We start from the raw sequence: 24,544 nt of genomic DNA on the forward strand, positions 1-24,544 counted from the left end.
AGGTAGTGATAGCGCCGGGCAGTCACTGCTTACCACGACGCCTTATGAGCCAGCCAGCGTTCCTGAAGCGCACTCAGTTGCTGAGCATTATTTTTCCAGCGATGCGTTCCCCGCAGTTCATCGCGGGTAAACCTGCCCTGATGATACAGCTGTGTAACCCGCTCTGACCCGACCGGGATCAGGTTATCCAGTACACTGATGGCACCCTGACGCTGATTGCAGACCAGAATCATGTCACAGCCCGCGGAAAGGGACTGCTGCGCCCGCTCAGGATAGCTGCCCATCACCGCTGCGCCCTCCATCGACAGATCGTCGGAGAAAATAATACCGTCAAAGCCCAGTTGCTCACGCAGCACGGTTTTAAGCCAGTATGGCGAACCACTGGCGGGCAGCGGATCAACTTCGGAGTAGATGACGTGTGCGGGCATGATGGCGTCCAGTGCCTGTTCGGTAATCAGCTTGCTGAAGATTGCCATGTCATGTTCACGCAGCGTCTTTTCGTCTCGCGGATCGCGTGGGGTCTCCTTATGCGAATCCGCACTCACCGCACCGTGACCCGGAAAATGTTTACCCGTAGTCTTCATGCCCGCCTCGTGCATCCCCGCAATAAAGCGGCGGGCGACGTCAAGGGCGATGGCCGGATCGGCATGGAAAGAACGGTCACCAATCGCGGCGCTGATATGACCAATATCGAGTACCGGCGCAAAGCTGATATCGATATCCATGGCGATCATCTCGGCCGCCATTTGCCATCCCGCCTGTTGCGCCAGTTCACCGGCGGTATCCAGGTCGTGCAACGCAGCAAAAGATTGCATGGCAGGCAGTTGGGTGAAGCCGTCACGGAAACGCTGCACGCGACCGCCCTCCTGATCCACCGCCACTACCAGCCGGGTGTGAGAGGCGGCACGGATCTGCCGCACCAGCTCAGCCAGCTGTGCGGGATCATGATAATTTCGGGCAAATAAAATTAAACCGCCCACCAGCGGATGCTGCAGGATGTCGCGCTCTTCGCCATCCAGTTCATAACCCTCGACGTCAAGCATCAGGGGGCCGGGTAAATCTGATCTCATATCATGAATCCTGTAGCGAAACGCACCTGCGTAACGCGATTAAATCTGTTCCCAGCTCTGTCGAGCCAGCTGTTGTAATGTGTCGTCATCACGCTGACCGGCACGGAGCTGATACCAGCTGGCCATCAGCAACTGCAGCCAGGGCTGCCAGCGTCTGACCTGATGCACCAGCGCGGTAAGCGGCAGCTGCATCGCCGCGGCATACTCAGCCAGCCAGTCGGCCTGGTGCTGCGGATCGCTGGCACAGACAGCCGCCAGCTCCAGCGCCACGTCGCCATCGGCGGCATACTCCCAGTCGATCAGACGCAGACCTTCGGGACCTTGTATGACATTTCCGGCATGCAGATCCATGTGCAGCGGAGCCAGCCGCAGCGGGTGAGGTTCACCCTGCTGCGTCAGACGTCTGAGCGCCCGCAACCAGCGGTGATGCCGCTGTGGAGTGAGCTGCCAGTAGCGCCATAACAGCGGCAACAACTGCAGACGATAGCCGGTCAGCGGCTGCTGATGCAGCTGCTGTAGCAGTGCCACGATCTGTGGACGCTGCTGGCTGAAACGGTGTTCATCCAGCGCTTCGCCTGCGCACCAGGTCAGGATAATCCCCTGACGATGGCCCGCCACGGGCTGCGGTGCCACTCCGCTGGCTTGCAGTTTGCGTAACAGACGGAATTCGCGCTGCCGATCCACAAACGGAATAGCCGGTTGCGGTGCCGCCCGCGCGATAAAAGTTCCGCGCGGGCTGACAATCTTCTGGCTGTGCCCGGTCAGACCGGCAAGCGGGATAAAGGATGTCTTTTCTGGTTCGCCGGTGACCTGCTGAATCATCCGCTGGAAAGCGGGATTAATTCTGTGCAATGCCGTTGCCGGACCAGATGATCTCGCCGGTCTGGACCAGCATTAGTTGCATTTGCAGCGTCGGCGCTTTGACATCGCCACGCGCGTTGCTGTAGAGCACATACTGAGCGTTAACGTTACGCGCCAGGCCAATCGCTTTACTGCGCGAGTTCAGGCTGTCATCCGGCGATAATCCCAGCGTCTGCTTGGCCTGCGCCAGTTGGTCAGCAGAAACCAGGGTGAATTTGCCGTTGTTATTCAGCGCATTCTGGATAGCTGCCGTCGCTTTCTCGCTTTGCAGCGCACCGTTGGTGCTGTTTTTAACGCGATCCACCAGCAACACGCTGCCCGGCTCGGCGCTGGCAGCCTGTAACATCTGCGCCACCAGCGGCTGAACGCTGGCATCCCAGTTGATAGTGACCAGTTTCGGTGGCTGCGGCACAGGCTGCGGTTGCGGCACCGGTTCAGGTTGTGGAACGGGCTGCACCGGCTCCACAGGCTGAGTCGGTTCAACCGGTGCAGGCTGCTGCTGTTTCACGACACAGCCGGTCAGAATGAGCGCCATCAGTAGCGCTCCGGTACGATTAACACTGCGTATCACGTAGAAAATCCTTAAAGATAGAGATAAAGACGAACCTTGCTGGCCGTCAGGTTACCCAGTTGCGAAGTGGCGATAATGCTGCCCTGCGCCGGAACGGTAACGGTCTGCGCCGGTTCCTGCGGGGTGATTTCCAGCCCTTTGTCGTCATACCAGTAGTAACGATAGTGCACAACAACCGGTGTTTCGCGCTGATTATAGAGCACGCTGGTGGCACGCTTTAGTCCATCGTTCTCATCCAGCGTCGGTTCATCGGTAATGATCCCTGCCGACAGCACAGAGGACTCCATCACCAGCGACTGTGACGTATTGATCATCGGTTTTTCACTGCTGCAGGCCGTCAGGCAGAGCAGGATCGGCAGGCCAGTCAGCCAGGATCGCATAGCACGCTTCCGTTATCAGGTCAGTTAGAGAGCATCGGTCCCAGCGGTTCACCGCCCAGCAGATGCATATGAATGTGATAAACCTCCTGACCACCATGTTGATTGCAGTTCACAATCAGACGATAACCATTTTGATCGATACCTTCCTGACGGGCGATTTTCGCCGCGGTAGTAAACATACGTCCCAGCGCATGCTCATGCGCCGCTTCCGCCTCGTTGACCGTTGGGATCAGCACATTCGGCACGATTAAAATATGGGTTGGCGCTTTGGGCGAAATGTCGCGGAAGGCAGTGACCAGCTCATCCTGATAAACCACATCAGCGGGGATTTCGCGGCGGATAATTTTACTAAAAATGGTTTCTTCTGCCATGGTGCAATTCCTTTAGCCTGAGTCTTAATCAATCAGTATGCGGGAGAAATTTGTTTTCTTTCAACCTCAGGACCACTTTTCTTGCATTGTTCGCCTGCCTTTGCAGCAGCCCCCTCTCTCCGTGACCCGCACGCTGTTCAGAATGCTGGCAACGCCCCTGCCACACCATAAAATGAAACGCTGTTTTATAAATTAGAATTTCGCCACCCTTTTCTTTGTATGACTGCCACTTCAGCGCCAGCACTTGCCAAATTGCGAAGGTTTAGCCGACCCGTCAGTTCTACTTTGCTAACCAGTCCGGGTGAGATGACCGGCGTCACCAGGGATAAACCGCCATAAACATCAAGGAGCATCAGACATGCGCTCACGTAAAATTGGTCTTGGCCACTATCTGGCCTACGGTTCCGGAGATTTTCTTGGAGCAGGCACCACGGCGCTGACCGCCGCCTGGTTGCTCTATTTTTACACCACCTTTTGTGGGTTAACCCCGATTCAGGCCACGCTGATCTTTGCCGCTGCCCGCGTGCTGGATGCGATAGTCAGTCCGCTGATGGGCTTTCTGACCGATAACTTCGGTTCGACCTGGCTGGGCAAACGCTTTGGCCGCCGCAAATTCTTTATCCTGCTCGGCATACCCTCTGTATTCAGTTATAGCCTGATGTGGCTCAGCGACATGAGTTTCTGGTGGTATCTCTGCACGTATCTGCTGTTTGATATCGTCTACACCATGATCCTGGTGCCGTATGAAACGCTGGTGCCGGAAATGACCGACGATTTCAAACAGAAAACCCGCTTCTCCGGTGCCCGCATCGGCCTGGCTCAGCTGTCGGCCATTCTGGCTGCCTTTTTACCCGGTATTTTGCTGGGTATGCTGGGCAAAGATAATCCTCTCTCCTTCTTCTACGCCAGCCTGGTGTTCTCGGTAATCTGCGCGCTGGTGCTGACGCTGGTGTGGTGCTTTACCTGGGAGCGTCACCCCGACGACTTTTCCGCCGAGTCACGCCGTGCAGAACAGGAAAAGCAGCAGCTGACGCTGATGCAGAATCTCAAGCGGCTCTATGTCGAGCTGGCTTCAACCTTACGCATCCGCATCTTCCGCCAGCACCTTGGCATGTACCTCGGCGGCTATATCGCCCAGGATGTGTTTAACGCCGTCTTTACCTGGTATGTGGTATTTGTGCTGATGCAGAGCGCTCAGGTCGCCTCCAGCCTGATGGGCACCATGGCGGTGCTGCAGTTTATTGCCGTGATGGCGATGATTCCGCTCTGCATCCGCATGGGACCCGCGCCCGCCTACCGTCTGGTGGCTGTGCTGTTTGGCCTGGCGGCGCTCTCCTACGCTGGATTGTGGTATGCCGGAATGAACGACAACATGTCACTGCTGTTGGTGATCTCCGCCCTGGCAGGTCTGGGACGTGGCGGCATCAACTATGTGCCATGGAACACCTATACCTATATCGCCGATGTGGACGAGGTGATCACCGGACAGCGCCGTGAAGGAATTTTTGCCGGCATCATGACCCTGACGCGAAAAGCGTCGCAGGCTGGGGCAGTCATGCTGGTCGGTATCGTGCTGCAGCTCTCCGGCTTTGTCTCTGGCCAGGCAACTCAGGTACCCGGCGTCAGCCACACTATCCTGGCGATTCTCAGCATTGGCACTGTGGCCGTACTGGCCTGCGGCTTTATCGTGTCACTGCGCTTTAAGCTTAATCTCCAGACCCACACTGTGCTGCGCCAGGAGACGCTGAAGATGCGCGACGCGGGCCGCATCGTGCCGGAAAACATCACGCCGGAAGCACGCGGAATTGTAGAAACGCTGGCTGGCATGCCTTACGAAAATCTTTGGGGCAACAACAACATTGGCTTCCTTAATCGTAATAAGCCAGCGCCGGAAAAATTGTCCGCACATCCCACTTTAAACCCTTCTTTAAACCCGACCTTAAAACGACAGGAATAAACCATGACTGTATTTCCCGTTAAACACAGCAAATTATTGTGCCAGCCCGAGCATCTGTTGCCACGCAGCGAACTGGTACAGCTGATTCAAAAGCTGACACAGAATCTGGTTAACATCACCGATGAGACAGGCGAATTTTTATTACGGCTGGACGATGGCCGGGTGATTGATACCAAAGGCTGGGCGGGTTGGGAATGGACACACGGCATCGGTCTGTATGGCATGCTGCACTACTATCAGCAGACCGGTGACCAGCAGACGCTGGCCATTATTGATGAGTGGTTTACGCAGCGTCTGGCGGAAGGCACGCCGACCAAAAATGTGAATACCGTTTGTCCTTTTCTGACGCTGGCCTACCGTTACGAAGAGACCGGGAACCCGGCCTGGGTGCCGGTGCTGGAGCGCTGGGCAGAATGGGTCATGTATGAGATGCCGCGTACCGAACAGGGCGGCCTGCAGCACATTGTCTATAACAACGAAAACCCGCAGCAGCTCTGGGACGATACGCTGATGATGAGCGTGATGGCGCTGGCTAAAATTGGCCAGTTGCTGAAGCGCGATGAGTGGATTGAAGAAGCGAGTTATCAGTTCCTGCTGCACACGCAGTATTTGATGGATCGCAAAACCGGCTTATGGTTCCACGGCTGGAACTTTGACGGCCGCCATAACTTTGCTGATGCACGCTGGGCGCGCGGTAACAGCTGGGTGACGATTGTTATTCCCGACTTCCTGGAGATGATGAACTGGCCTGAGCATCACGCTACCCGCCGTTTTCTGCAGCAGGTGCTGGAGACCCAGGTTAAAGCGCTCAGGGAGTGTCAGCACAGCAGCGGATTGTGGCACACCCTGCTTGATGATCCGCACAGCTACCCGGAAGCCTCCGCCACCGCCGGGTTTGCCTATGGCATTCTGAAAGGGGTTCGCAAGCGTTATCTGCCCGCGGAATATCTCGAGGTGGCAGAAAAAGCGTTGCGCGGCGTGATTGCCAATATTGATGACGAGGGCGAGTTAAAACAGGTCTCCTTTGGAACCGCAATGGGCAAGGATCTGGATTACTACCGCACGGTTCCTCTGACCTCGATGCCCTACGGCCAGGCGATGGCCCTGCTCTGCCTGACAGAGTATCTGCGCGTTTACCTCTGAATCCCGGCCAAAAAAAAGCCCCGCTTAGCGGGGCTTTTTCATCGCTGTAAATCATTACATGCTGCGGATGTAATCATCCATATCGGTTTTCAGGTTATCGGATTTAGTCCCGAAAATCGCCTGCACACCGGAACCGGCAACCACCACGCCACGGGCGCCGAGGTTTTTCAGTTCAGTCTGATCCACTTTCGCCACATCGGCGACGCTGACACGTAAACGGGTGATACAGGCATCCAGGTTGGTGATGTTCTCTTTACCACCAAACGCCGCCACCAGTTTGCCCGCCATCTCGGTACCGGTCGCGGTAGATTGCTCGCTGCTGCTGCTCTCTTCACGGCCAGGTGTTTTCAGATCCAGCTTCGCGATCAGTACACGGAATATGGTGTAGTAAACCAGACCATAGATGATACCAACAATCGGGAACAGCCAGATTTTACTGCTGTTGCCGCTCAGCACGATAAAGTCGATCAGACCGTGAGAGAAGCTGGTGCCATCACGCATCCCAAGCAGGATACAGATTGGGAATGCCAGACCCGCCAGCAGCGCATGGATCACATACAGGATCGGTGCCACGAACATGAATGAGAATTCAATCGGTTCAGTGATACCGGTCAGGAATGCGGTCAGCGCGGCGGAGATCATGATACCGCCCACTTTGGCGCGATTTTCAGGCTTCGCTGAATGCCAGATAGCAATCGCTGCCGCTGGCAGACCGTACATTTTGAACAGGAAGCCGCCAGAGAGTTTACCTGCGGTCGGGTCACCCGCCATATAGCGCGGGATATCACCGTGGAACACCTGACCTGCCGCATTGGTGTATTCACCGATCTGCATCTGGAAAGGAACGTTCCAGATGTGATGCAGACCAAAGGGCACCAACGCACGTTCAATTACGCCATAAATACCAAAGGCGACAACCGGGTTTTGATAGGCAGCCCACTGTGAGAACTCCTGAATCGCGGAACCTATCGGTGGCCAGATAAAGGAGAGCAGTACGCCGAGAATGATAGCTGCCAGACCGGAAATAATCGGCACAAAACGCTTACCGGCAAAGAAGCCCAGATATTCTGGCAGCTTGATGCGGTAGAAGCGATTAAACATGTACGCGGCAATAGAGCCGGCGATAATACCGCCCAGTACCCCGGTGTCGGCGAGGTGTTTAGCCTCGATCTCTGCCGCAGGCAGATGCAGCACCAGCGGGGCAACCACCGCCATGGTTTTCACCATGATGCCATAGGCAACAACCGCTGCCAGCGCCGAAACGCCGTCATTATTGGTAAAGCCCAGCGCCACACCAATAGCGAAAATCAGCGGCATGTTGGCGAACACCGATCCACCCGCTTCTGCCATCACATGCGAAACCACTGCAGGTAACCAGCTGAAATTGGCTGAACCGACCCCTAACAAAATACCGGCAATCGGCAGAACCGATACCGGCAGCATCAGCGATTTACCGACCTTTTGAAGGTTGGCAAAAGCATTTTTGAACATAGCGTGAAGCTCCTGAGTAAGAGTGCATATTTGCGCAGTGCGCGTGGCAAAGAGGGAGGATTCTTTGCCGGGCTGGCGGTGACCGCCTTTTGATTTATTACGAAGGGTAAAATAATTCCCGATTTGTTACTTTGACGGGTATCACGTTTCGACAATCACAAGGGCGCACTTTACGAAATTTCTTACTGATTCGCACCAGTAATCGGCGATAAAAAGCTGACCCTGTCTGAAAAAACAGGGTCATATACGCAGGTTACAGATTAATTACAGAGGCTGAAATAATAGCTGATCAGGCGCCCAGCTGGCTCATCGGGATATGAAACAGCGTTGAGAAGTTTTGGGTGGTGGTGGCTGCCAGCGTTTCTAAATCCACCCCTTTTAGTACAGCCAGATATTCGGCAACATCGCGCGTATAAGCGGGCTGATTCTCTTTACCACGGAAAGGCACCGGGGCCAGATAAGGCGAATCCGTTTCCACCAGCATCCGATCCAGCGGCACATAGCGTGCGGCTTCACGTAACTGCTCGGCATTGCGGAATGTGACGATGCCGGAAAAAGAGATGTAGAAGCCCATATCCAGCAGTTTTGCTGCGGTGGGCTGATCCTCAGTGAAGCAGTGCAGCACGCCGCCGCAACGTTCAACCTGCTCTTCACGCAGAATCGCCAGTGTATCTTCGCGGGCATCACGGGTGTGAACAATGATCGGTTTGTTCAGCGCAATACCGGTACGGATATGTTCCCGGAACGAGCGCTGCTGCTGATCTTTTGTTTCTGGCTGATAGTGATAATCCAGCCCGGTTTCCCCCAGAGCCACCACCTGAGGATCGGCAGAGAGCCGACGAAACTCCTCAACATCATAGGCCTCTTCCTGATTCAGCGGATGCACACCGCAGGAGAGCACTATATTTTTCCGTTCGCCGACCAGACTTTTAAGGGTATGAAAACCCGGCAGCGTGGTGGCGATTGCCAGCATAAATTTCACATCACGCGCCGCCGCTTTGGCGATCACATCATCCAGGTCACGATGGTTCTTTTCATAGTCCAGGCCATCAAGATGGCAATGGGAATCCACAATAAACATAATTACTCTCAGATAGGTTTAGCCGACAAGCGCGGGCTTCTGTTTGTCCGCCCAGCTCAGAAGCTGATCGGTCAGCAATAATTCGCGATTCACCGATGCCACATGCAGTAGCTGCTCGCGACAGCGCATCCAATCCTGGAGGCTGCTGTTGAGCGCGCTGGCAGAAAAGTATCCGGCCAGCAACTGCACCACATCCTGACGATCGATATTACTCAGCCACTGACCTGCATGTTGCTGCCACTTCATTGCATCCAGCAGCAAAGAGAGCAGCCAGCCGATACGCGCTGCCGCGTCGTCGGCGTTCAGCGCAGGCAGCAGTTGCAGGATGTCCTGCTGCAACGCAGCGGACAGCGCATCGCAGAGCTTCTGCCGGGCCTGCCACGGTCCGTTTTCCAGCAGGCTCAGCGCCGCACCGGGTGCACCTGCGCTCAGACGCAGAGCCGCCAGCAGCATCTGTTCGTCGTGCGCAGCGTGCTTCTTCAGCCAGAGCAGGCTTTGTCCTTCGTCCGGCGGCGTCAGATGCAGCGCCATGCAGCGGCTGCGCAGCGTAGCCAGCAGGCGCGAGGGATCCCGGCTGCTGAGGAAGAACCAGCTGTTGGCTGGCGGCTCTTCCAGCGTTTTCAGCAAGGCGTTGGCTGCCGCTTCCGAAAGCTGCGCGGCATCCGGCAGCCAGACCACTTTCGCGCCGCCCTGCTGACCAAAGTGGTACATTTTTTCAGTAACCTGCCGAACAGCATCGATGCCCAGGGTACTTTTGCCCTTCTCCGCCTCAAGCCGATACCAGTCAGGATGGGTATTGGCCTGCATCAGCTGGCAACCGTGACACTGCCCGCAACTTTTCAGTCCATCCCGCTGCTGGCACATCAGCCAGCGGCTCATCCCCCAGACCAGCGCCTCATCGCCCATACCTGCCATCGCCTGGATCAACAACGCATGGTGAGCGCGATTCTCCTGATGCTGGCCAATCACCTGGCGATAAGGCTGATTCAGCCACGGATACCAGTTCATCACGCCTGCTCCGCCAGCCAGCCATCCAGCGCCGCCTGAAGTGACGCTGTCACATCGCCCAGTGATTGTGTAGCATCTATGGTGATGATGGTGGGGTCCTCCGCTGCCAGCGCCAGATAGCGCGCGCGGGTGCGTTCAAAGAAGCGCAATGACTCCTGCTCAATGCGATCCAGCTCACCGCGCGCACGGGCGCGCTGCAGACCGATATCGGGTGTCACATCAAGATAGAGCGTGAGATCGGGGCGGAAATCGCCTAACACGGTATCGCGCAGCGTCTGCATCAGACCGGCATCAAGTCCACGTCCACCCCCCTGATAAGCCTGAGAGGAGAGATCATGACGATCGCCGATCACCCAGGCACCGCGCGCCAGCGCCGGTTTAATGACCGTTTCCACCAGCTGAACCCGTGCCGCATAGAGCATCAGCAGTTCCGCTTTATCTGTGGCCTGCTCGCCCTCAATACCCTGCTTAAACAGCACCCGCAGCTGTTCTGCCAGCGGCGTTCCGCCAGGCTCACGGGTAAAGACCAGATCGTGAATGCCACGGGCACGCAGCGTGGCGACGATGGCGTCACGCGCGGTGGTTTTGCCGGCACCTTCCAGGCCTTCAATGACGATAAACTTACTGTTCATTTTTTTCCTTTAGCGTCTGCCGGTAAACCTGCACCGCCTTGTTATGGCTGGCAAGATTAGTCGTAAAGGTATGGCCGCCCTTGCCGTCCGCAACAAAATAGAGATAGTTGGTTTTCTCGGGATGAGCCGCTGCCTGCAGAGAGGCTTTACCCGGCATGGCGATCGGACCCGGCGGCAGACCGTTAATGATATAGGTATTGTAAGCGCTGGCCGTCTCAAGATCTTTGCGGGTCAGCGTCCCGTTATAGCTGTCGCCCATGCCATAGATGACGGTGGGATCGGTCTGTAACCGCATACCGGTGCGCAGGCGATTGATAAACACCGAGGCTACGCGCGCGCGCTCTTCGCTGACGCCGGTCTCTTTCTCAATGATTGAGGCCATGGTCACCAGCTCCTGTGGGGTTTTATAGGGCAGATTATCCGCCCGTCCCTGCCACACCTCAGCAATGGTTTTTTTCATCCGCTCATGAGCGCGCTGCAGCAGCGCCATATCGGTGGTATTAGCCGTGTAGAGCCAGGTATCCGGGAAGAAGTTGCCCTCCAGCTGCTCAGGCTCCACTTTTAGTGCGCTGGCAAGGGTGGCGAACTGATCATCTTTCAGGGTATGCCGGATATAAGGCGCTTTGCGCAGCTCACTCAGCCACTCTTTCAGCCGCTGGCCTTCCACGAACCGCACCGGGAACTGCGCCTCTTTACCGCTGGCCAGCAGCTGTAACAGCGAGCGCACCGTCATGGTCGGCTCAAGGCGATAGGTACCCGCCTTGAAGGTCGCCAGTTCAGGTTCCAGACGCAGCAGCGCGCCAAACCAGATACTGTGCGGAATAATCTTCTGCTCTTCCAGCTGCGCTTCAAGTGCGACCCGGCCCGTGCCGGCAGGCAGCGTGTAGATCGTTTCCTGCTGCAGGGTTAACGGAGTAGCCGCAAACCGCTTAACCTGCCAGTAACTCAGCACAGCCGCGAGACCCACGATCGCCAGCAGGCTGACGACGATTTTTTTGCTTCGAATCATGATGCATCCATTATCTTTTCACAGCTTGCGCGCAACTGATTAAACAGCGAGCGCTCAGTAAACTCTACCGCTTCTATCTGTCGGACCGGCAGGACCGGCATCAGCGCGTTACATATCACCACTTCATCGGCGGCCAGCAGCTGCGCCGGTTCGCTTTTTATTACCTGGCAAGCCTGGCCTGCAGCAGCAAGTTGCGCCATCAGACTCCGCCGCATAATGCCATCCACGCCCGACGCTGACAGATCAGGCGTGAAAATTTGCGAGCCCTGACGCCAGAATAAATTGGCCGCACAGCATTCCACCACCCAACCTTCAGTGTCAAGCACCAGCGCCTCGTCGGCGTCTGTCTGGTCAAGATGAGCTCTGATCATCACCTGCTCCAGACGATTAAGGTGCTTGATTCCGGCAAACTGTGGATTACGTGCCAGACGGATCGGGCTGAGTCGGAGTGACGCGCCACACTGCTGTAAATCGGCGTAGTGTTGCGGCCAGGGTGCCAGCGAGACGATTCGCGTGGGTTCACCACAGCCGCGCCGGCTGTAGCCCCGTCCGCCGCTGCCGGCGCTGATAATCACTTTCAGCACCGCCTGGGTTTGTTGCTGCGCGGCCTGTCGCATTTCAGTCTCAAGCTGAAGCCAGTCGACGCCATCAATCCATAACCGCTCACAACCCTCTCTGAGGCGCTGAATGTGGCTCTCCAGCAGCACGATTTTACCCTGACGCACCGCGGCGGTAGTAAAACAGCCATCCCCAAACTGCAGGCCGCGGTCACTGGCGGCCTGCATCGATTGTTTTAACCCGTTAATCCACATGGTTCTCTCCTGAGCGTGACTCGTGATTTCAGCGCATTCTGCAGGATAAAAAAAGGCCCGCATCGCGGGCCTTTTTAGCAATCAACAACGATTACACTTTACGGAAGATCAACGAACCGTTGGTTCCGCCGAAACCGAAGGAGTTACACAGGGTGTACTCCAGACCGGGAACCTGACGCGCGGTGTGAGGCACGAAGTCGAGATCGCAGCCCTCATCCGGATTGTCGAGGTTAATGGTCGGTGGAACGGCCTGGTCGCGCAGCGCCAGAATCGAATAGATCGATTCAACCGCGCCTGCCGCACCCAGTAAGTGTCCGGTCATTGATTTGGTCGAGCTCACCATCACGCTGCTGGCTGCTGCCCCAAAGACCGATTTCACCGCCCGCGCTTCCGCTTTATCACCCGCTGGCGTGGAGGTGCCGTGCGCGTTGACATAGCCGATCTGCTCTGGCGTAAGCTGAGCATCGCGCAATGCGTTGATCATTGCCGCCGCGGCGCCTGATCCATCTTCTGGTGGTGAAGTCATGTGGTAGGCATCGCTGCTCATACCAAAACCTACGATTTCCGCGTAGATTTTCGCACCACGTTTCTTCGCATGTTCATACTCTTCGAGTACCACAATGCCAGCGCCGTCACCCAGCACAAAACCGTCACGATCTTTATCCCACGGGCGGCTCGCCGCTTGCGGGTTTTCATTACGGGTTGAGAGAGCACGTGCTGCACCAAAGCCACCGACGCCTAATGGCGTACTGGCTTTCTCTGTGCCACCCGCCAGCATCACATCAGCATCGTTATAGGCGATGATACGTGCGGCATGACCGATGTTATGCACACCAGAGGTACAGGCTGTCGCGATAGAGATGCTTGGACCTTTCAGGCCATACATGATGCTGAGATGACCCGCCACCATGTTAACGATGGTTGAAGGCACAAAAAATGGGCTGATTTTGCGCGGGCCGCCGTTGACCAGTGAAGTATGATTCTCTTCAATCAGACCTAAACCACCGATGCCGGAGCCAATTGCTGCGCCCATACGGCTTGCATTTTCGTCGGTAACAACCAGACCACTGTCCTGCATGGCCTGCATACCGGCCACAATGCCGTACTGGATGAAGGCATCCATCTTGCGCTGATCTTTGCGCGAGATGTAGTCATCACAATTAAAATCTCTTACCAGACCTGCAAAACGTGTTGCATAAGCACTGGTATCAAAATGGTCGATCAGGGTAATGCCGCTCTGACCGGCAAGGAGAGCACTCCAGGTAGACTCTACGGTATTGCCGACAGGAGACAACATGCCAAGACCAGTCACAACTACACGACGCTTAGACACGTTCGTCCTCCAGGGAGGGGAAATAGGGAACTATGTGGTACAAACAAAAAAATCAGGCGGTCGAGCGACCGCCTGAAGATATTCATTAGCCTTTATGGCTATTGATATAGTCGATCGCTGCCTGAACGGTAGTGATTTTCTCAGCTTCTTCGTCTGGAATCTCAGTATCAAACTCTTCTTCCAGAGCCATCACCAGCTCAACGGTATCAAGAGAATCGGCACCCAGGTCTTCTACGAAAGATGCAGAGTTGGTGACTTCTTCCTCTTTCACACCCAGCTGCTCACTGATGATTTTCTTAACGCGTTGTTCGATATCGCTCATACTATTTAATTTCCTATCAAAACTCGCTTTCGCGATGGTTTTCGTAGTGTATAAAATGGTGAAAAAGATGCAACAAAATCCCGGCTGGTCGAACCACGATTTTGCGTTATTTTGCGGTTCTAACCGCAAATAAAGCAAATCATTTCGTGATTTATCAGACCATGTACATTCCGCCATTGACGTGCAGCGTTTCACCTGTGATGTAGGCTGCTTCGTCAGAGGCTAAAAATGCCACAGCATTGGCGATTTCCTGAGCATCGCCTAAGCGACCCGCAGGAACTTCCGCCAAAATACCGGAACGTTGATCTTCGTTCAGTGCCCGCGTCATGTCAGTCTCAATAAAGCCTGGAGCCACGACGTTGACGGTAATGCCACGTGACGCGATTTCGCGCGCCAGTGATTTGCTAAAGCCAATCAAACCCGCTTTTGCTGCCGCATAGTTTGCCTGGCCCGCATTACCCATAGTTCCAACAACGGAACCAATGGTGATGATACGGCCCACGCGCTTTTTCATCATGGCACGCAGGACCGCCTTGGAAAGGCGGAATACCGATGTGAGGTTGGTATCCAGGATATCCTCCCACTCATCGTCCTTCATGCGCATGAGAAGATTATCACGCGTAATGCCTGCATTATTGACTAAAATATCCACTTCGCCAAATTCAGCACGAATATTCTCTAAAACAGTGCTGATTGAGTCAGCGTCAGTCACATTCAGTAACAGGCCTTTGCCCTTGTCGCCAAGGTAAGCACTGATGGCGTCGGCGCCACTCTGGCTGGTTGCAGTTCCTACCACTTTAGCACCGCGTGCCGCCAGTGTTTCTGCAATCGCACGACCAATGCCGCGACTCGCGCCGGTAACCAGCGCAACTTTACCTTCAAAGCTCATGATTTTCCTCTTATTCCTTACCGAGTGCAGCCGTCAGGGATGCAGTATCGTTAACGGCAGCCGCTGTCAGGCTATCGACAATACGTTTCGTCAGTCCGGTCAGGACTTTACCTGGCCCCATCTCCAGGAGCTGCGTCACGCCCTGTGCTGCCATCGCTTCCACGCTCTCGGTCCAGCGAACCGGGCTGTAGAGCTGACGGACCAGCGCATGGCGGATGGCCGCAGCGTCGGTTTCAGCTTTCACATCGACGTTGTTGATCACCGGTACCGCAGGCGCGTTAAAGGTGATGCTCTCCAGCGCCACCGCCAGTTTATCGGCCGCAGGCTTCATCAGTGCGCAGTGAGAAGGAACGCTGACCGGCAGTGGCAAGGCACGCTTAGCGCCCGCTGCTTTACAGGCGGCACCCGCACGTTCAACGGCTTCTTTGTTACCCGCAATAACCACCTGGCCCGGCGAGTTAAAGTTAACCGGTGAGACAACCTGGCCCTGCGCGCTCTCTTCACAGGCTTTACGGATAGCCGCGTCATCCAGGCCAATAATCGCCTGCATCGCGCCAGTGCCTTCAGGCACCGCTTCCTGCATCAGTTTGCCGCGCAGTTCAACCAGCTTCACTGCATCCGCAAAGTTAAGCACACCCGCGCAAACCAGCGCTGAATACTCACCCAGGCTGTGACCGGCCATCAGGGCTGGCTGTTCACCGCCCTGCTGCTGCCAGACACGGCAGATTGCCACGGAGGCAGCTAACAGTGCAGGCTGAGTCTGCCAGGTTTTGTTCAGCTCTTCAGCCGGACCCTGACTCACTAATTGCCACAGATCATATCCCAGCGCGTCAGAGGCTTCACGGAAGGTCTCTTCTACCAGCGGATAGGTTGCCGCTAATTCAGTCAGCATGCCCACGGTCTGTGAACCCTGACCGGGGAAAACAAATGCAAATTGCGTCATTTTTCGTTCCTGTCAATCAAAAGCGAACCAGCGCAGAACCCCAGGTGAATCCACCACCAAAGGCTTCCAGCAGAATAAGGTGTCCGGGTTTGATGCGGCCATCACGGACCGCTTCATCCAGTGCGCTTGGCACCGATGCGGCAGAGGTATTGCCATGACGATCCAGTGTGACGACCACTTTATCCATGGTCATGCCGAGTTTTTTCGCGGTGGCGCTGATAATGCGCAGGTTCGCCTGATGCGGCACCAGCCAGTCCAGCATTTCACGATCGAGATTATTGGCCTGCAGCGTTTCATCAACGATGTGAGCCAGCTCGGTGACGGCAACCTTGAAGACTTCGTTGCCTGACATGGTGACATAAGCGGGCTGATCCTGATGCGCACGATCCTGATAAGGCAGCGTCAGCAGCTGTGAATAGCGACCATCAGCATGAAGATGGGTAGAGATGATCCCCTGCTCTTCGCTCTGACCCAGCACGACCGCGCCTGCACCATCGCCAAACAGGATGATGGTACCGCGATCTTCCGGATCAAGTGCGCGTGCCAGGACATCAGCACCAATCACCAGCGCATGTTTCACCGCGCCATTTTTGATGTATTGATCGGCCACGCTCAGTGCATAGGTGAAACCTGCACAGGCGGCAGCGAGGTCAAACGCCGCGCAGTCTTTGATTTCCAGCATTTGCTGGATCATGCAGGCAGAGCTGGGGAAGGCATGGCTGGAAGAGGTTGTGGCGACAATAATCAGCCCAACATCGTTCGCTTCAATGCCTGCCATTTCAAGGGCGCGTTGCGCCGCGCTGAATCCCATGGTGGCGACGGTTTCGTCAGGCGCAGCAATACGGCGCTCGCGGATGCCGGTACGGGTAACAATCCACTCGTCCGACGTCTCCACCATTTTTTCCAGATCGGCATTGGTGCGGATCTGGCTTGGCAGATAACTGCCCGTACCGATAATTTTGGTATACATCTAGGCTTTGTCACTCCTGGCTAATACAGCATCAAGGCGCGCAGCAATTCGCTCGGGAATTTGCTGCCTCACCGCCTGCTCTGCCTGTTCTATCGCCACAGCGAAGGCGTGTTGATTTGCCGCACCGTGACTCTTGATCACTGTTCCGCGCAATCCTAACAGACAAGCGCCATTGTACTGGTCAGGGTGGAGATGCCCGAAGCGCTTCGTCAGACGTTTCTGAATCCAGCGTCCCAGCAACTGAAGCCACCATGACCGTTTTTTACCTTCCCCTGATGACTTCAGCAGAGAAAGAAACATTCTTACCACGCCTTCCATAGTCTTCAGCGTGACGTTTCCGACAAAACCGTCACAGACCATCACATCCGTTTTACCGGTGAGCAGTTCGTTACCTTCAAGGTAACCAATATAGTTGATTTGCGGTGATTCTCGCAGCACTGCCGCGGCGTCGCGGATCGTTTCCAGCCCTTTGGTCTCTTCATGACCAATATTGAGCAACGCGACACGGGGCCGTGCAATACCAAGCACATGCTCAGCCATTACCGACCCCATTACAGCAAACTGCACCAGCATCGCACTGTCTGAGCCCACATTTGCGCCCAGATCCAGCACCACGGTTTTACCCTGTTGCTGGTGCGGTAAAACGGACATCAGCGCCGGACGTTTAATGCCATCCAGCGGTTTTAATAAGAGTGTCGACAGCCCCATCAGCGCACCGGTATTCCCGGCGCTGATGCAGGCCTGCGCACGTCCCTCTTTAACCATCTCCAGTGCCACACGCATTGAGCTGCCGCGACTGTTGCGGATGGCCTGAGCGGGCCGCGCATCACTTGCAATAACCGATTCGGCAGGGATGACCTGCAAACGCCCCATCAGGGAGGAATCCGCTTTGGCAAGCAATGGCATGAGAGTGTCGGGGTGTCCGACCAGAAGAAGGAATAGTTCCGAATGAGAGGCCAGTGCCTGCAATGCTGCAGGCACTGTCACGCAGGGACCGAAGTCCCCGCCCATGGCATCAATCGCCAGGGTCAAACGTGTCAAGGTATCGCCTTGCTAAGCAAGAAACTTACTTAACGATAACCTTGCGACCGCGGTAGTAACCGTCCGCAGTGATGTGGTGACGCAGATGAGTTTCGCCAGAAACTTTATCTACTGACAGAGCAGCAGTGGTCAGCGCATCGTGTGAACGACGCATACCACGCTTAGAACGGGTGGGTTTATTCTGTTGTACGGCCATGGACCTTACTCCTATTACTTACGCTTTAAACTGGCTAATACGGCAAATGGATTTGGTTTCTCCACCTCTGCAGGCAGTTTACCAAAGACCATGTCCGCCTCGGACACTTCACAGTGTTCAGAATCGTGCACCGGAACGACCGGCAGCGCGAGAATAATTTCATCCTCGACAACCGCCAGCAGATCGATCTCACCAAACTCGTTGACATCGACCGGCTCGTACGCTTCCGGCAATGCCTCGGCCTGCTCTTCAGAAGAGACAGGGCTGAAGCAGTAACTCACTTTTACGTGATGAGGAAAGGTCTGGTTGCAGCGCTGGCAACGCAACGTCACTTGTACTTCAGCAGTACCCGTCAGTACTGCCAGACGTTGGTTATCAACCGCAAACGACATGGCACAATCCACATCACTGTCCACACTAACGACCGACTCGGCCACACGCTCCACCTGTACAGATGTGTAGACACCCTGATAATCAAGGCGCTTCTGAGCAGTGCGGACAGGGTCCAGCGTTAGGGGTAATTTTACCTTTTGCATAGGGCGCGCATATTAACTTTGTAATGTCATAGAGTCAAAGAAAAAGGCCGTTAAACAGCATCTTTCAACCACTATTCGCATCCAGTGCGGCGCACAGTTTAAAATGACTGTCACCAATTCGCTATCACTATTGAAAAAAAATGACGCCATCGATTCTTTTAGCTTCAACCTCGCCCTTTCGGCAGGCATTACTGCATAAACTCGGCCTGCCTTTTATTACCGCCGCGCCTGAGGTTGATGAGTCACCCCAGCCCGATGAAACCGCTGAAGCGCTGGTAACCCGTCTTGCCGTAGCTAAAGCGCAGGCACTGGCAAAAACGTATCCCAGCCACTGGATAATCGGCTCCGACCAGGTTTGCGTGCTGGATGGCGCTATCGCCGGTAAGCCTCACACGGCTGAGAATGCGCGGGCGCAACTGCGTGCCGCCAGCGGAAAAGCCATTACCTTTTATACCGGTCTGGCGCTATTTCATCCGGTCAGTGGCACGCTGCTGCACTGCTGTGAGCCCTTTGTGGTTCATTTCCGCACGTTGACTCACGCTGAAATCAGCGGCTATGTGGAAAAGGAGCAGCCGCTTCAGTGTGCGGGCAGTTTTAAGAGTGAAGGTCTGGGGATTTGTCTGTTTGATCGGCTGGAGGGACGCGATCCCAATACGCTGGTCGGGCTGCCGTTGATCGCGCTCAATGAGATGTTGCAGCAGGCCGGCATCAATCCTTTAACGAACTGATGCCGGAGAGATTACGCTTTCAGTTGACGCAGCTTAAGCAGGCATTGCTTCAGGCCATCATCCAGTGGCGCTTCGACCCGCATCACTTCGCCGGTGCCGGGATGCGTAAAGGTCAGCGCCGCAGCATGCAGGAACAGGCGTTTTAAACCGGTTGCCGCCAGCTGACTGTCAAACTCACGTTCTCCGTAGCGATCGTCGAAGGCAATGGGATGCCCGGCATGCAGCGTATGGACGCGAATCTGATGGGTACGACCGGTGACCGGGCTCGCTTTCACCAGCGTGGCAAACTCAAACCGCTCTTCTACTTTAAAGCGGGTTTCCGAGGCTTTGCCTTCGCTGCTGACGCGCACCACGCGCTCACCGCTTTGCAGGATGTTTTTCAGCAGCGGCGCCTGAACCACCTTCAGGTGTGACGGCCAGTTGCCGCGCACCAGGGCCAGATAGTCTTTCTGCATCCCCTTTTCACGCAGTTGCTCATGAAGAGAACGCAGCGCCGAACGCTTTTTAGCGACCAGCAGAATGCCGGAGGTGTCACGATCCAGGCGATGCACCAGCTCCAGAAAGCGCGCTTCCGGTCGCAGGGCACGTAACCCTTCAATCACCCCGAAGCTGAGTCCGCTACCGCCATGCACGGCTGTGCCGGAAGGCTTATTCATCACCAGCAGCGACTCATCCTCAAACAGGATGGCATCGGCCAGTGACGCCACTTTCGCCAGTTTGGGGGAAACGGCATCTTCATCGCGTTCCGCTACCCGAACCGGCGGAATGCGCACCTCATCGCCCTCCTCCAGCTTATATTCTGGCTTGACGCGCTTTTTATTCACCCGCACCTCGCCTTTGCGAACGATGCGATAAATCATGCTTTTGGGCACACCCTTGAGCTGGGTGCGCAAAAAGTTATCAATGCGTTGTCCGGCATTTTCAGCCGTGATGGCGACAAAATGTACGCCGGGATTCTCTGTTTTCATGGCGGCGATTCTAAATAGTGTCCCCTGATAGCGCCACCCCTTTTTCTGTGCTTAACTCTGGAGTTGATGTGACGGCAGGTCGCCTCTCTGCTGGCTTTTTCAGCAAAGCGCTGTTTTGTCCGACACATTAGCGATTTAAATGTAAAGAAACTTCACAAGCTGGCTAAAGTCGCCTTGCTATATGAAGGTTAGCAATGGAATAATGCTTGAGTTTCTTACCTGAACCATTTCAGGGCAGAAAAAGAGCGAAATTGTCATTTTGCCGGATTGAGCAGACACGCAGCAATGGCGTAAGACGTAATGCGAAATCAGGCACTTAGCGGGCTGCGGGTTGCGGCCTGGACAACAGTATGGGATGCACGGGTTTTCTTTATTCTCTCAGGCATTTCCACTATCTGGTGCTGTTTTCCCTTATGAAAAACAGGCCACCGACGTTATTTGCGCCCCTCGCGCGGTCGACAGCCGTGAGGTTGACGACATTGCACTAAGTCACGGGGCCATCGGTTGATACTCGTCCAGGGTAACTATGCCCGCAGCTGTAATCACTCATGAAAGAATAACGAGTAAGTCACGATGAAAAGAATGTTAATAAACGCAACTCAGCAGGAGGAGTTGCGCGTTGCCCTGGTTGACGGTCAGCGTCTGTACGATCTGGATATTGAAAGTCCTGGACACGAGCAGAAAAAAGCCAACATTTACAAAGGTAAAATCACTCGCATTGAACCCAGCCTTGAAGCTGCGTTTGTCGATTACGGAGCAGAACGTCACGGTTTCCTCCCGTTAAAAGAAATCTCCCGCGAATACTTCCCCTCCAGCTATAACGCGCATGGTCGTCCGAATATTAAAGACGTGCTGCGTGAAGGTCAGGAAGTCATTGTTCAGATCGATAAAGAAGAACGCGGCAATAAAGGCGCTGCGCTGACCACCTTTATATCTCTGGCGGGCAGCTATCTGGTACTGATGCCGAATAACCCACGTGCAGGCGGTATCTCTCGCCGTATCGAAGGTGACGATCGTACCGAGCTGAAAGAAGCCCTGTCGGCGCTGGAACTGCCGGAAGGCATGGGCCTGATTGTCCGTACTGCGGGCGTCGGTAAATCAGCCGAATCGCTGCAGTGGGATTTAAGCTTCCGTCTTAAACACTGGGAAGCGATCAAGAAAGCCGCTGAAAACCGCCCTGCTCCGTTCCTGATCCATCAGGAAAGTAACGTGATTGTGCGTGCCTTCCGCGACTATCTGCGTCAGGACATCGGTGAAATCCTTATCGATAACCCGAAAGTACTGGAACTGGCGCGTCAGCATATCGCTGCGCTGGGCCGTCCGGACTTCAGCAGCAAAATTAAGCTCTACACCGGTGAAATCCCGCTGTTCAGCCACTATCAGATCGAATCGCAAATCGAATCCGCTTTCCAGCGTGAAGTCCGCCTGCCTTCCGGTGGCTCGATTGTGATCGACAGTACCGAAGCGCTGACCGCTATCGATATCAACTCGGCACGTGCAACGCGCGGCGGTGATATCGAAGAGACGGCGTTCAACACCAACCTTGAAGCGGCCGATGAGATTGCTCGTCAGCTGCGTCTGCGTGACCTGGGCGGCCTGATCGTTATCGATTACATCGATATGACGCCGGTACGCCATCAGCGCGCGGTTGAGAATCGTCTGCGTGAAGCTGTTCGTCAGGACCGCGCCCGCATTCAGATCAGCCACATTTCACGTTTCGGCCTGCTGGAGATGTCCCGTCAGCGTCTGAGCCCGTCATTAGGTGAATCCAGCCATCACGTCTGCCCACGCTGTAGCGGCACCGGCACCATCCGTGATAACGAGTCACTGGCGCTGTCGATCCTGCGTCTGATTGAAGAAGAAGCGCTGAAAGACAACACCAAAGAAGTTCACGCCATTGTTCCGGTTCAGGTGGCCTCTTACCTGCTGAATGAAAAACGTGAAGCGGTTAACGCTATTGAAACACGCCAGGGTGGCGTGCGGGCTATCATCGTTCCTGATGACAAGATGCAGACCCCACACTACTCCGTGCTGCGCGTGCGCAAAGGCGAAGAGACGCAGACCCTGAGCTATCATCTGCCGAAGCTGCATGAAGCCGAAATGGCGATGCCGTCGGAAGAGGAACATGCTGAACGTCGTCGTCCTGAGCAGCCTGCTCTGGCCGCGTTTGTGATGCCTGATGCGCCTCCGGCACCGGTAGAAGTTGAGCCAGAAGCGCAGCGCGCTGAAGCCCAGCCAGCCGCAAAAGCAGCACCTGCTGTGGCTGCGCCTGCTACCGTCAGCACCGGCTTCTTTGGCCGTCTGCTTGGTGGCCTGAAAAAAATGTTCGCAGGCGAAGAAGCCCCTGCCGCCGCACCCGTGGCCACTGAGGTTGCAGAACCGCAGAAAGCGCCTGAAAGCGAGCAGGAAAACGGCAACGGCCGTGGCGAGCGCCGCAACAACAATAACAACCGTCGTAACAATAATCGTCGTGAGCGTACGCCGCGCAACGGAGATAACGCGCAGTCGCGTGAAGGCCGTGAACCACGCGAAAACCGTGAGCCTCGTGAAAACCGCGAACCTCGTGAAAGTCGTGAACCGCGCGAAAGTCGCGAGCCACGTGAAAATCGCGAGCCGCGCGAGGGTAACGATAATCGCCGCAACAAGCGTCAGTCCCAGTCTGGTGAAGTGCGTGAAGAGCGTCCGGCACTGAGCGAAGAAGCTCGCCAGCAGCGTGATGAGCAGCAGCAACAGCGCCGTGAACAGCGTGCTGAGCGTCAGCGTCGTCGTCAGGAAGAGAAACGCGCCGGTGAAGAAGCCGCCAAAGTGGCTGAGCAGCCGGTAGTGGTAGCCGACGTTCCGGACGTGACCGAGCCGCAGGATGATGAGCGCGTACAGGTTATGCCGCGTCGCAAGCCGCGTCAGCTGAACCAGAAGGTGCGTGTTGATGATAACCGTCCACCTATGCCAGCCGAAGCCAGCGACTTTGCCCAGCCAGCTGAAGTGCGTCAGCCTCAGCAGACAGACGTGGCTCAGCCGCAGCCTGAGTTCCAGGCAGCGCAGGGTGAAGAGCAGGATGACAACGACAACCGTGATAACGCCAATATGCCGCGTCGTTCACGTCGTTCGCCTCGTCATCTGCGCGTCAGCGGACAGCGTCGTCGTCGTTACCGTGATGAGCGTTATCCGACTCAGTCAGCAATGCCGCTGGCCGCTGCAGCTGCATCACCAGAGATGGCATCCGGTAAAGTCTGGATCCGTTACCCGGTGAGCCAGGCCAGCGAAGAGCAGGTTCAGAATGTGACTCACGAGACGCCAGCGTACAACCGCGAAGAGACAGCAGACGCCGCCAGTCCACTGCCTGTTGCTGCCGCTGTTGAGTCTGTTGCTCAGGAAGCGCCAGTGCAACAGGCCGAGCCGCAGGCAGAAACGCCAGTGCCGGTCGTGAACACTGACGATACCCGTGCTATCGACGCGCCGGTTGACGAGCAGCCTTCCGTTGTTCCGGCGGCAGATGAAGCAAAAGCGGAAGCGGTAGCAGCCGAAGCCGTGCCTGCTGAGCCTGTCACCGAAGCGCCGGTTGTGACACCTGCGGTTGAGACTGCACAGCCTGCAGCGGTTGCAGAAGAAGCACAGCCTGCGGAGGTTGCTGAGCAATCGGCTACCGACGTCAGCGAAGCGATCGCAGCAGAAGTTGAAGAAGTTCTGAATGCGCCGGTCGCTGCTGAAGCTGAAACAGCGCCAGTTCGTGAACCTCATGCTCCGGTGGCCGCACGCGATGTCGCCCCTGCAGCACCGGTGACTGCGGCCGAACCTGTTGCATCAGTGCCTGCAACGGCATCCGAGCCTGCAACTGCCTCAGTGCCGAATGACGGTACGCGCTGGAAGCATTTTGCCTCTGCGCCGATGACTAAAGCGCCTGCGCCAGTCTGGCAGTCAGAACCGGCACCGCACAGTGACTGGGTGCGTGCACCGTATGAGTTCGACGGTCGCGGTTCTGCGGGTGGTCATAGCGCCACACATCATGCCACTGCCCCGGCGACCAAGCCGTAACGCATAAGCTGTTGTGAACTGAACCCCGGCCTGCAAGCCGGGGTTTTTTTATGCCTGCGATTCTGCCCGCCAGCGGACAGAGGATAATTAACCTCCCCTCCTCGTTTATCAGGAATCTGGAAAGTGCATGTGTGCGTGTGTGCGTGTGTGCGTGTGTGCGTGTGTGCGTGTGTGCGTGTGTGCGTGTGTGCGTGTGTGCG

24 protein-coding genes are annotated in these 24,544 nt (G+C 55.8%); 4 read left to right on the plus strand and 20 right to left on the minus strand.

Features of this window, described 5'->3' with window-relative positions:
- Window positions 1-29: 29 nt before the first annotated feature.
- Genes nagZ through hinT form a run of 5 tightly spaced genes read right to left on the minus strand, consistent with a single transcriptional unit; the run spans window position 30 to window position 3,253 of the window.
- Window positions 30-1,070: a beta-N-acetylhexosaminidase gene (gene nagZ / locus NR195_RS05715; protein WP_022625859.1), complete on the minus strand. Its 1,041-nt coding sequence runs from the start codon at window positions 1,068-1,070 to the stop codon at window positions 30-32.
- Window positions 1,071-1,109: 39 nt separating this feature from the next.
- Window positions 1,110-1,892, minus strand: a complete 783-nt coding sequence (thiK, locus tag NR195_RS05720; RefSeq protein WP_256844281.1) for a thiamine kinase — start codon at window positions 1,890-1,892, stop codon at window positions 1,110-1,112.
- A gap of 16 nt (window positions 1,893-1,908) precedes the next feature.
- Window positions 1,909-2,502 (minus strand): penicillin-binding protein activator LpoB, encoded by a 594-nt coding sequence (gene lpoB, locus NR195_RS05725; RefSeq protein WP_022625861.1) that lies wholly within the window; start codon window positions 2,500-2,502, stop codon window positions 1,909-1,911.
- 11 nt (window positions 2,503-2,513) lie between these two features.
- Window positions 2,514-2,882, minus strand: a complete 369-nt coding sequence (locus tag NR195_RS05730; RefSeq protein ID WP_010246307.1) for a YcfL family protein — start codon at window positions 2,880-2,882, stop codon at window positions 2,514-2,516.
- A 20-nt stretch (window positions 2,883-2,902) separates the two neighbouring features.
- On the minus strand, window positions 2,903-3,253 hold the full coding sequence (hinT, locus tag NR195_RS05735; protein ID WP_009090851.1) for a purine nucleoside phosphoramidase: 351 nt from the start codon (window positions 3,251-3,253) through the stop codon (window positions 2,903-2,905).
- A 358-nt stretch (window positions 3,254-3,611) separates the two neighbouring features.
- Here hinT and NR195_RS05740 point away from each other — a divergent pair, with 358 nt between their 5' ends.
- Both NR195_RS05740 and NR195_RS05745 read left to right on the plus strand, forming a co-directional pair.
- Window positions 3,612-5,210: an MFS transporter gene (locus tag NR195_RS05740; RefSeq protein WP_256844270.1), complete on the plus strand. Its 1,599-nt coding sequence runs from the start codon at window positions 3,612-3,614 to the stop codon at window positions 5,208-5,210.
- A 3-nt stretch (window positions 5,211-5,213) separates the two neighbouring features.
- Window positions 5,214-6,353 carry a glycoside hydrolase family 105 protein gene (locus NR195_RS05745; protein ID WP_033766941.1) on the plus strand — a complete coding sequence of 380 codons (1,140 nt, stop codon included), beginning with the start codon at window positions 5,214-5,216 and terminating at the stop codon, window positions 6,351-6,353.
- A gap of 54 nt (window positions 6,354-6,407) precedes the next feature.
- Here the strand turns inward: NR195_RS05745 and ptsG are convergent, their stop codons facing one another.
- From ptsG to yceD, 14 genes are all read right to left on the minus strand, one after another.
- On the minus strand, window positions 6,408-7,844 hold the full coding sequence (gene ptsG, locus NR195_RS05750) for a PTS glucose transporter subunit IIBC (RefSeq protein ID WP_010669858.1): 1,437 nt from the start codon (window positions 7,842-7,844) through the stop codon (window positions 6,408-6,410).
- 289 nt (window positions 7,845-8,133) lie between these two features.
- Window positions 8,134-8,925 (minus strand): metal-dependent hydrolase, encoded by a 792-nt coding sequence (locus tag NR195_RS05755; protein ID WP_256844271.1) that lies wholly within the window; start codon window positions 8,923-8,925, stop codon window positions 8,134-8,136.
- Between the two features lie 18 nt (window positions 8,926-8,943).
- Entirely contained in the window at window positions 8,944-9,933 is a 990-nt protein-coding gene (gene holB / locus NR195_RS05760; RefSeq protein WP_010669856.1) for a DNA polymerase III subunit delta', read from the minus strand.
- Window positions 9,933-10,565 carry a dTMP kinase gene (gene tmk, locus NR195_RS05765; RefSeq protein WP_158131834.1) on the minus strand — a complete coding sequence of 211 codons (633 nt, stop codon included), beginning with the start codon at window positions 10,563-10,565 and terminating at the stop codon, window positions 9,933-9,935. The genes holB and tmk overlap by 1 nt, the downstream gene beginning before the upstream one ends.
- Window positions 10,555-11,574: a cell division protein YceG gene (gene yceG, locus NR195_RS05770; protein WP_158131835.1), complete on the minus strand. Its 1,020-nt coding sequence runs from the start codon at window positions 11,572-11,574 to the stop codon at window positions 10,555-10,557. The genes tmk and yceG overlap by 11 nt, the downstream gene beginning before the upstream one ends.
- On the minus strand, window positions 11,571-12,386 hold the full coding sequence (pabC, locus tag NR195_RS05775; protein WP_256844272.1) for an aminodeoxychorismate lyase: 816 nt from the start codon (window positions 12,384-12,386) through the stop codon (window positions 11,571-11,573). The genes yceG and pabC overlap by 4 nt, the downstream gene beginning before the upstream one ends.
- A gap of 91 nt (window positions 12,387-12,477) precedes the next feature.
- Window positions 12,478-13,719 (minus strand): beta-ketoacyl-ACP synthase II, encoded by a 1,242-nt coding sequence (gene fabF, locus NR195_RS05780; protein WP_022625869.1) that lies wholly within the window; start codon window positions 13,717-13,719, stop codon window positions 12,478-12,480.
- Between the two features lie 85 nt (window positions 13,720-13,804).
- Window positions 13,805-14,041 (minus strand): acyl carrier protein, encoded by a 237-nt coding sequence (gene acpP / locus NR195_RS05785; RefSeq protein ID WP_003849865.1) that lies wholly within the window; start codon window positions 14,039-14,041, stop codon window positions 13,805-13,807.
- 154 nt (window positions 14,042-14,195) lie between these two features.
- Complete coding sequence (gene fabG / locus NR195_RS05790; RefSeq protein WP_010246337.1) at window positions 14,196-14,930, minus strand: 3-oxoacyl-ACP reductase FabG; 735 nt, start codon at window positions 14,928-14,930, stop codon at window positions 14,196-14,198.
- Between the two features lie 10 nt (window positions 14,931-14,940).
- Window positions 14,941-15,873: an ACP S-malonyltransferase gene (gene fabD, locus NR195_RS05795; RefSeq protein ID WP_256844273.1), complete on the minus strand. Its 933-nt coding sequence runs from the start codon at window positions 15,871-15,873 to the stop codon at window positions 14,941-14,943.
- A gap of 16 nt (window positions 15,874-15,889) precedes the next feature.
- Entirely contained in the window at window positions 15,890-16,843 is a 954-nt protein-coding gene (locus tag NR195_RS05800; RefSeq protein ID WP_010246341.1) for a beta-ketoacyl-ACP synthase III, read from the minus strand.
- Complete coding sequence (gene plsX / locus NR195_RS05805; RefSeq protein WP_022625870.1) at window positions 16,844-17,884, minus strand: phosphate acyltransferase PlsX; 1,041 nt, start codon at window positions 17,882-17,884, stop codon at window positions 16,844-16,846.
- 25 nt (window positions 17,885-17,909) lie between these two features.
- A complete protein-coding gene (rpmF, locus tag NR195_RS05810; RefSeq protein WP_003849870.1) occupies window positions 17,910-18,080 on the minus strand; it encodes a 50S ribosomal protein L32 in 171 nt (56 codons plus the stop codon).
- 14 nt (window positions 18,081-18,094) lie between these two features.
- Window positions 18,095-18,616 (minus strand): 23S rRNA accumulation protein YceD, encoded by a 522-nt coding sequence (gene yceD / locus NR195_RS05815; RefSeq protein ID WP_010246346.1) that lies wholly within the window; start codon window positions 18,614-18,616, stop codon window positions 18,095-18,097.
- Window positions 18,617-18,756: 140 nt separating this feature from the next.
- Here yceD and NR195_RS05820 point away from each other — a divergent pair, with 140 nt between their 5' ends.
- Window positions 18,757-19,344, plus strand: coding sequence for a nucleoside triphosphate pyrophosphatase (locus tag NR195_RS05820; protein WP_256844274.1), 588 nt, complete (start codon window positions 18,757-18,759; stop codon window positions 19,342-19,344).
- An 11-nt stretch (window positions 19,345-19,355) separates the two neighbouring features.
- Here NR195_RS05820 and rluC read toward each other — a convergent pair whose 3' ends face one another.
- Window positions 19,356-20,312 carry a 23S rRNA pseudouridine(955/2504/2580) synthase RluC gene (rluC, locus tag NR195_RS05825; protein ID WP_010246350.1) on the minus strand — a complete coding sequence of 319 codons (957 nt, stop codon included), beginning with the start codon at window positions 20,310-20,312 and terminating at the stop codon, window positions 19,356-19,358.
- Between the two features lie 573 nt (window positions 20,313-20,885).
- Between rluC and rne the strand changes: the two genes are divergently transcribed.
- A complete protein-coding gene (rne, locus tag NR195_RS05830; protein ID WP_191913813.1) occupies window positions 20,886-24,344 on the plus strand; it encodes a ribonuclease E in 3,459 nt (1,152 codons plus the stop codon).
- Window positions 24,345-24,544 lie beyond the last annotated feature (200 nt).

Origin of the sequence: Pantoea sp. Ft-CA_14 (assembly GCF_024520875.1) — a bacterium.
In the GTDB taxonomy this organism is placed as follows: Bacteria; Pseudomonadota; Gammaproteobacteria; order Enterobacterales; family Enterobacteriaceae; genus Pantoea; species Pantoea agglomerans.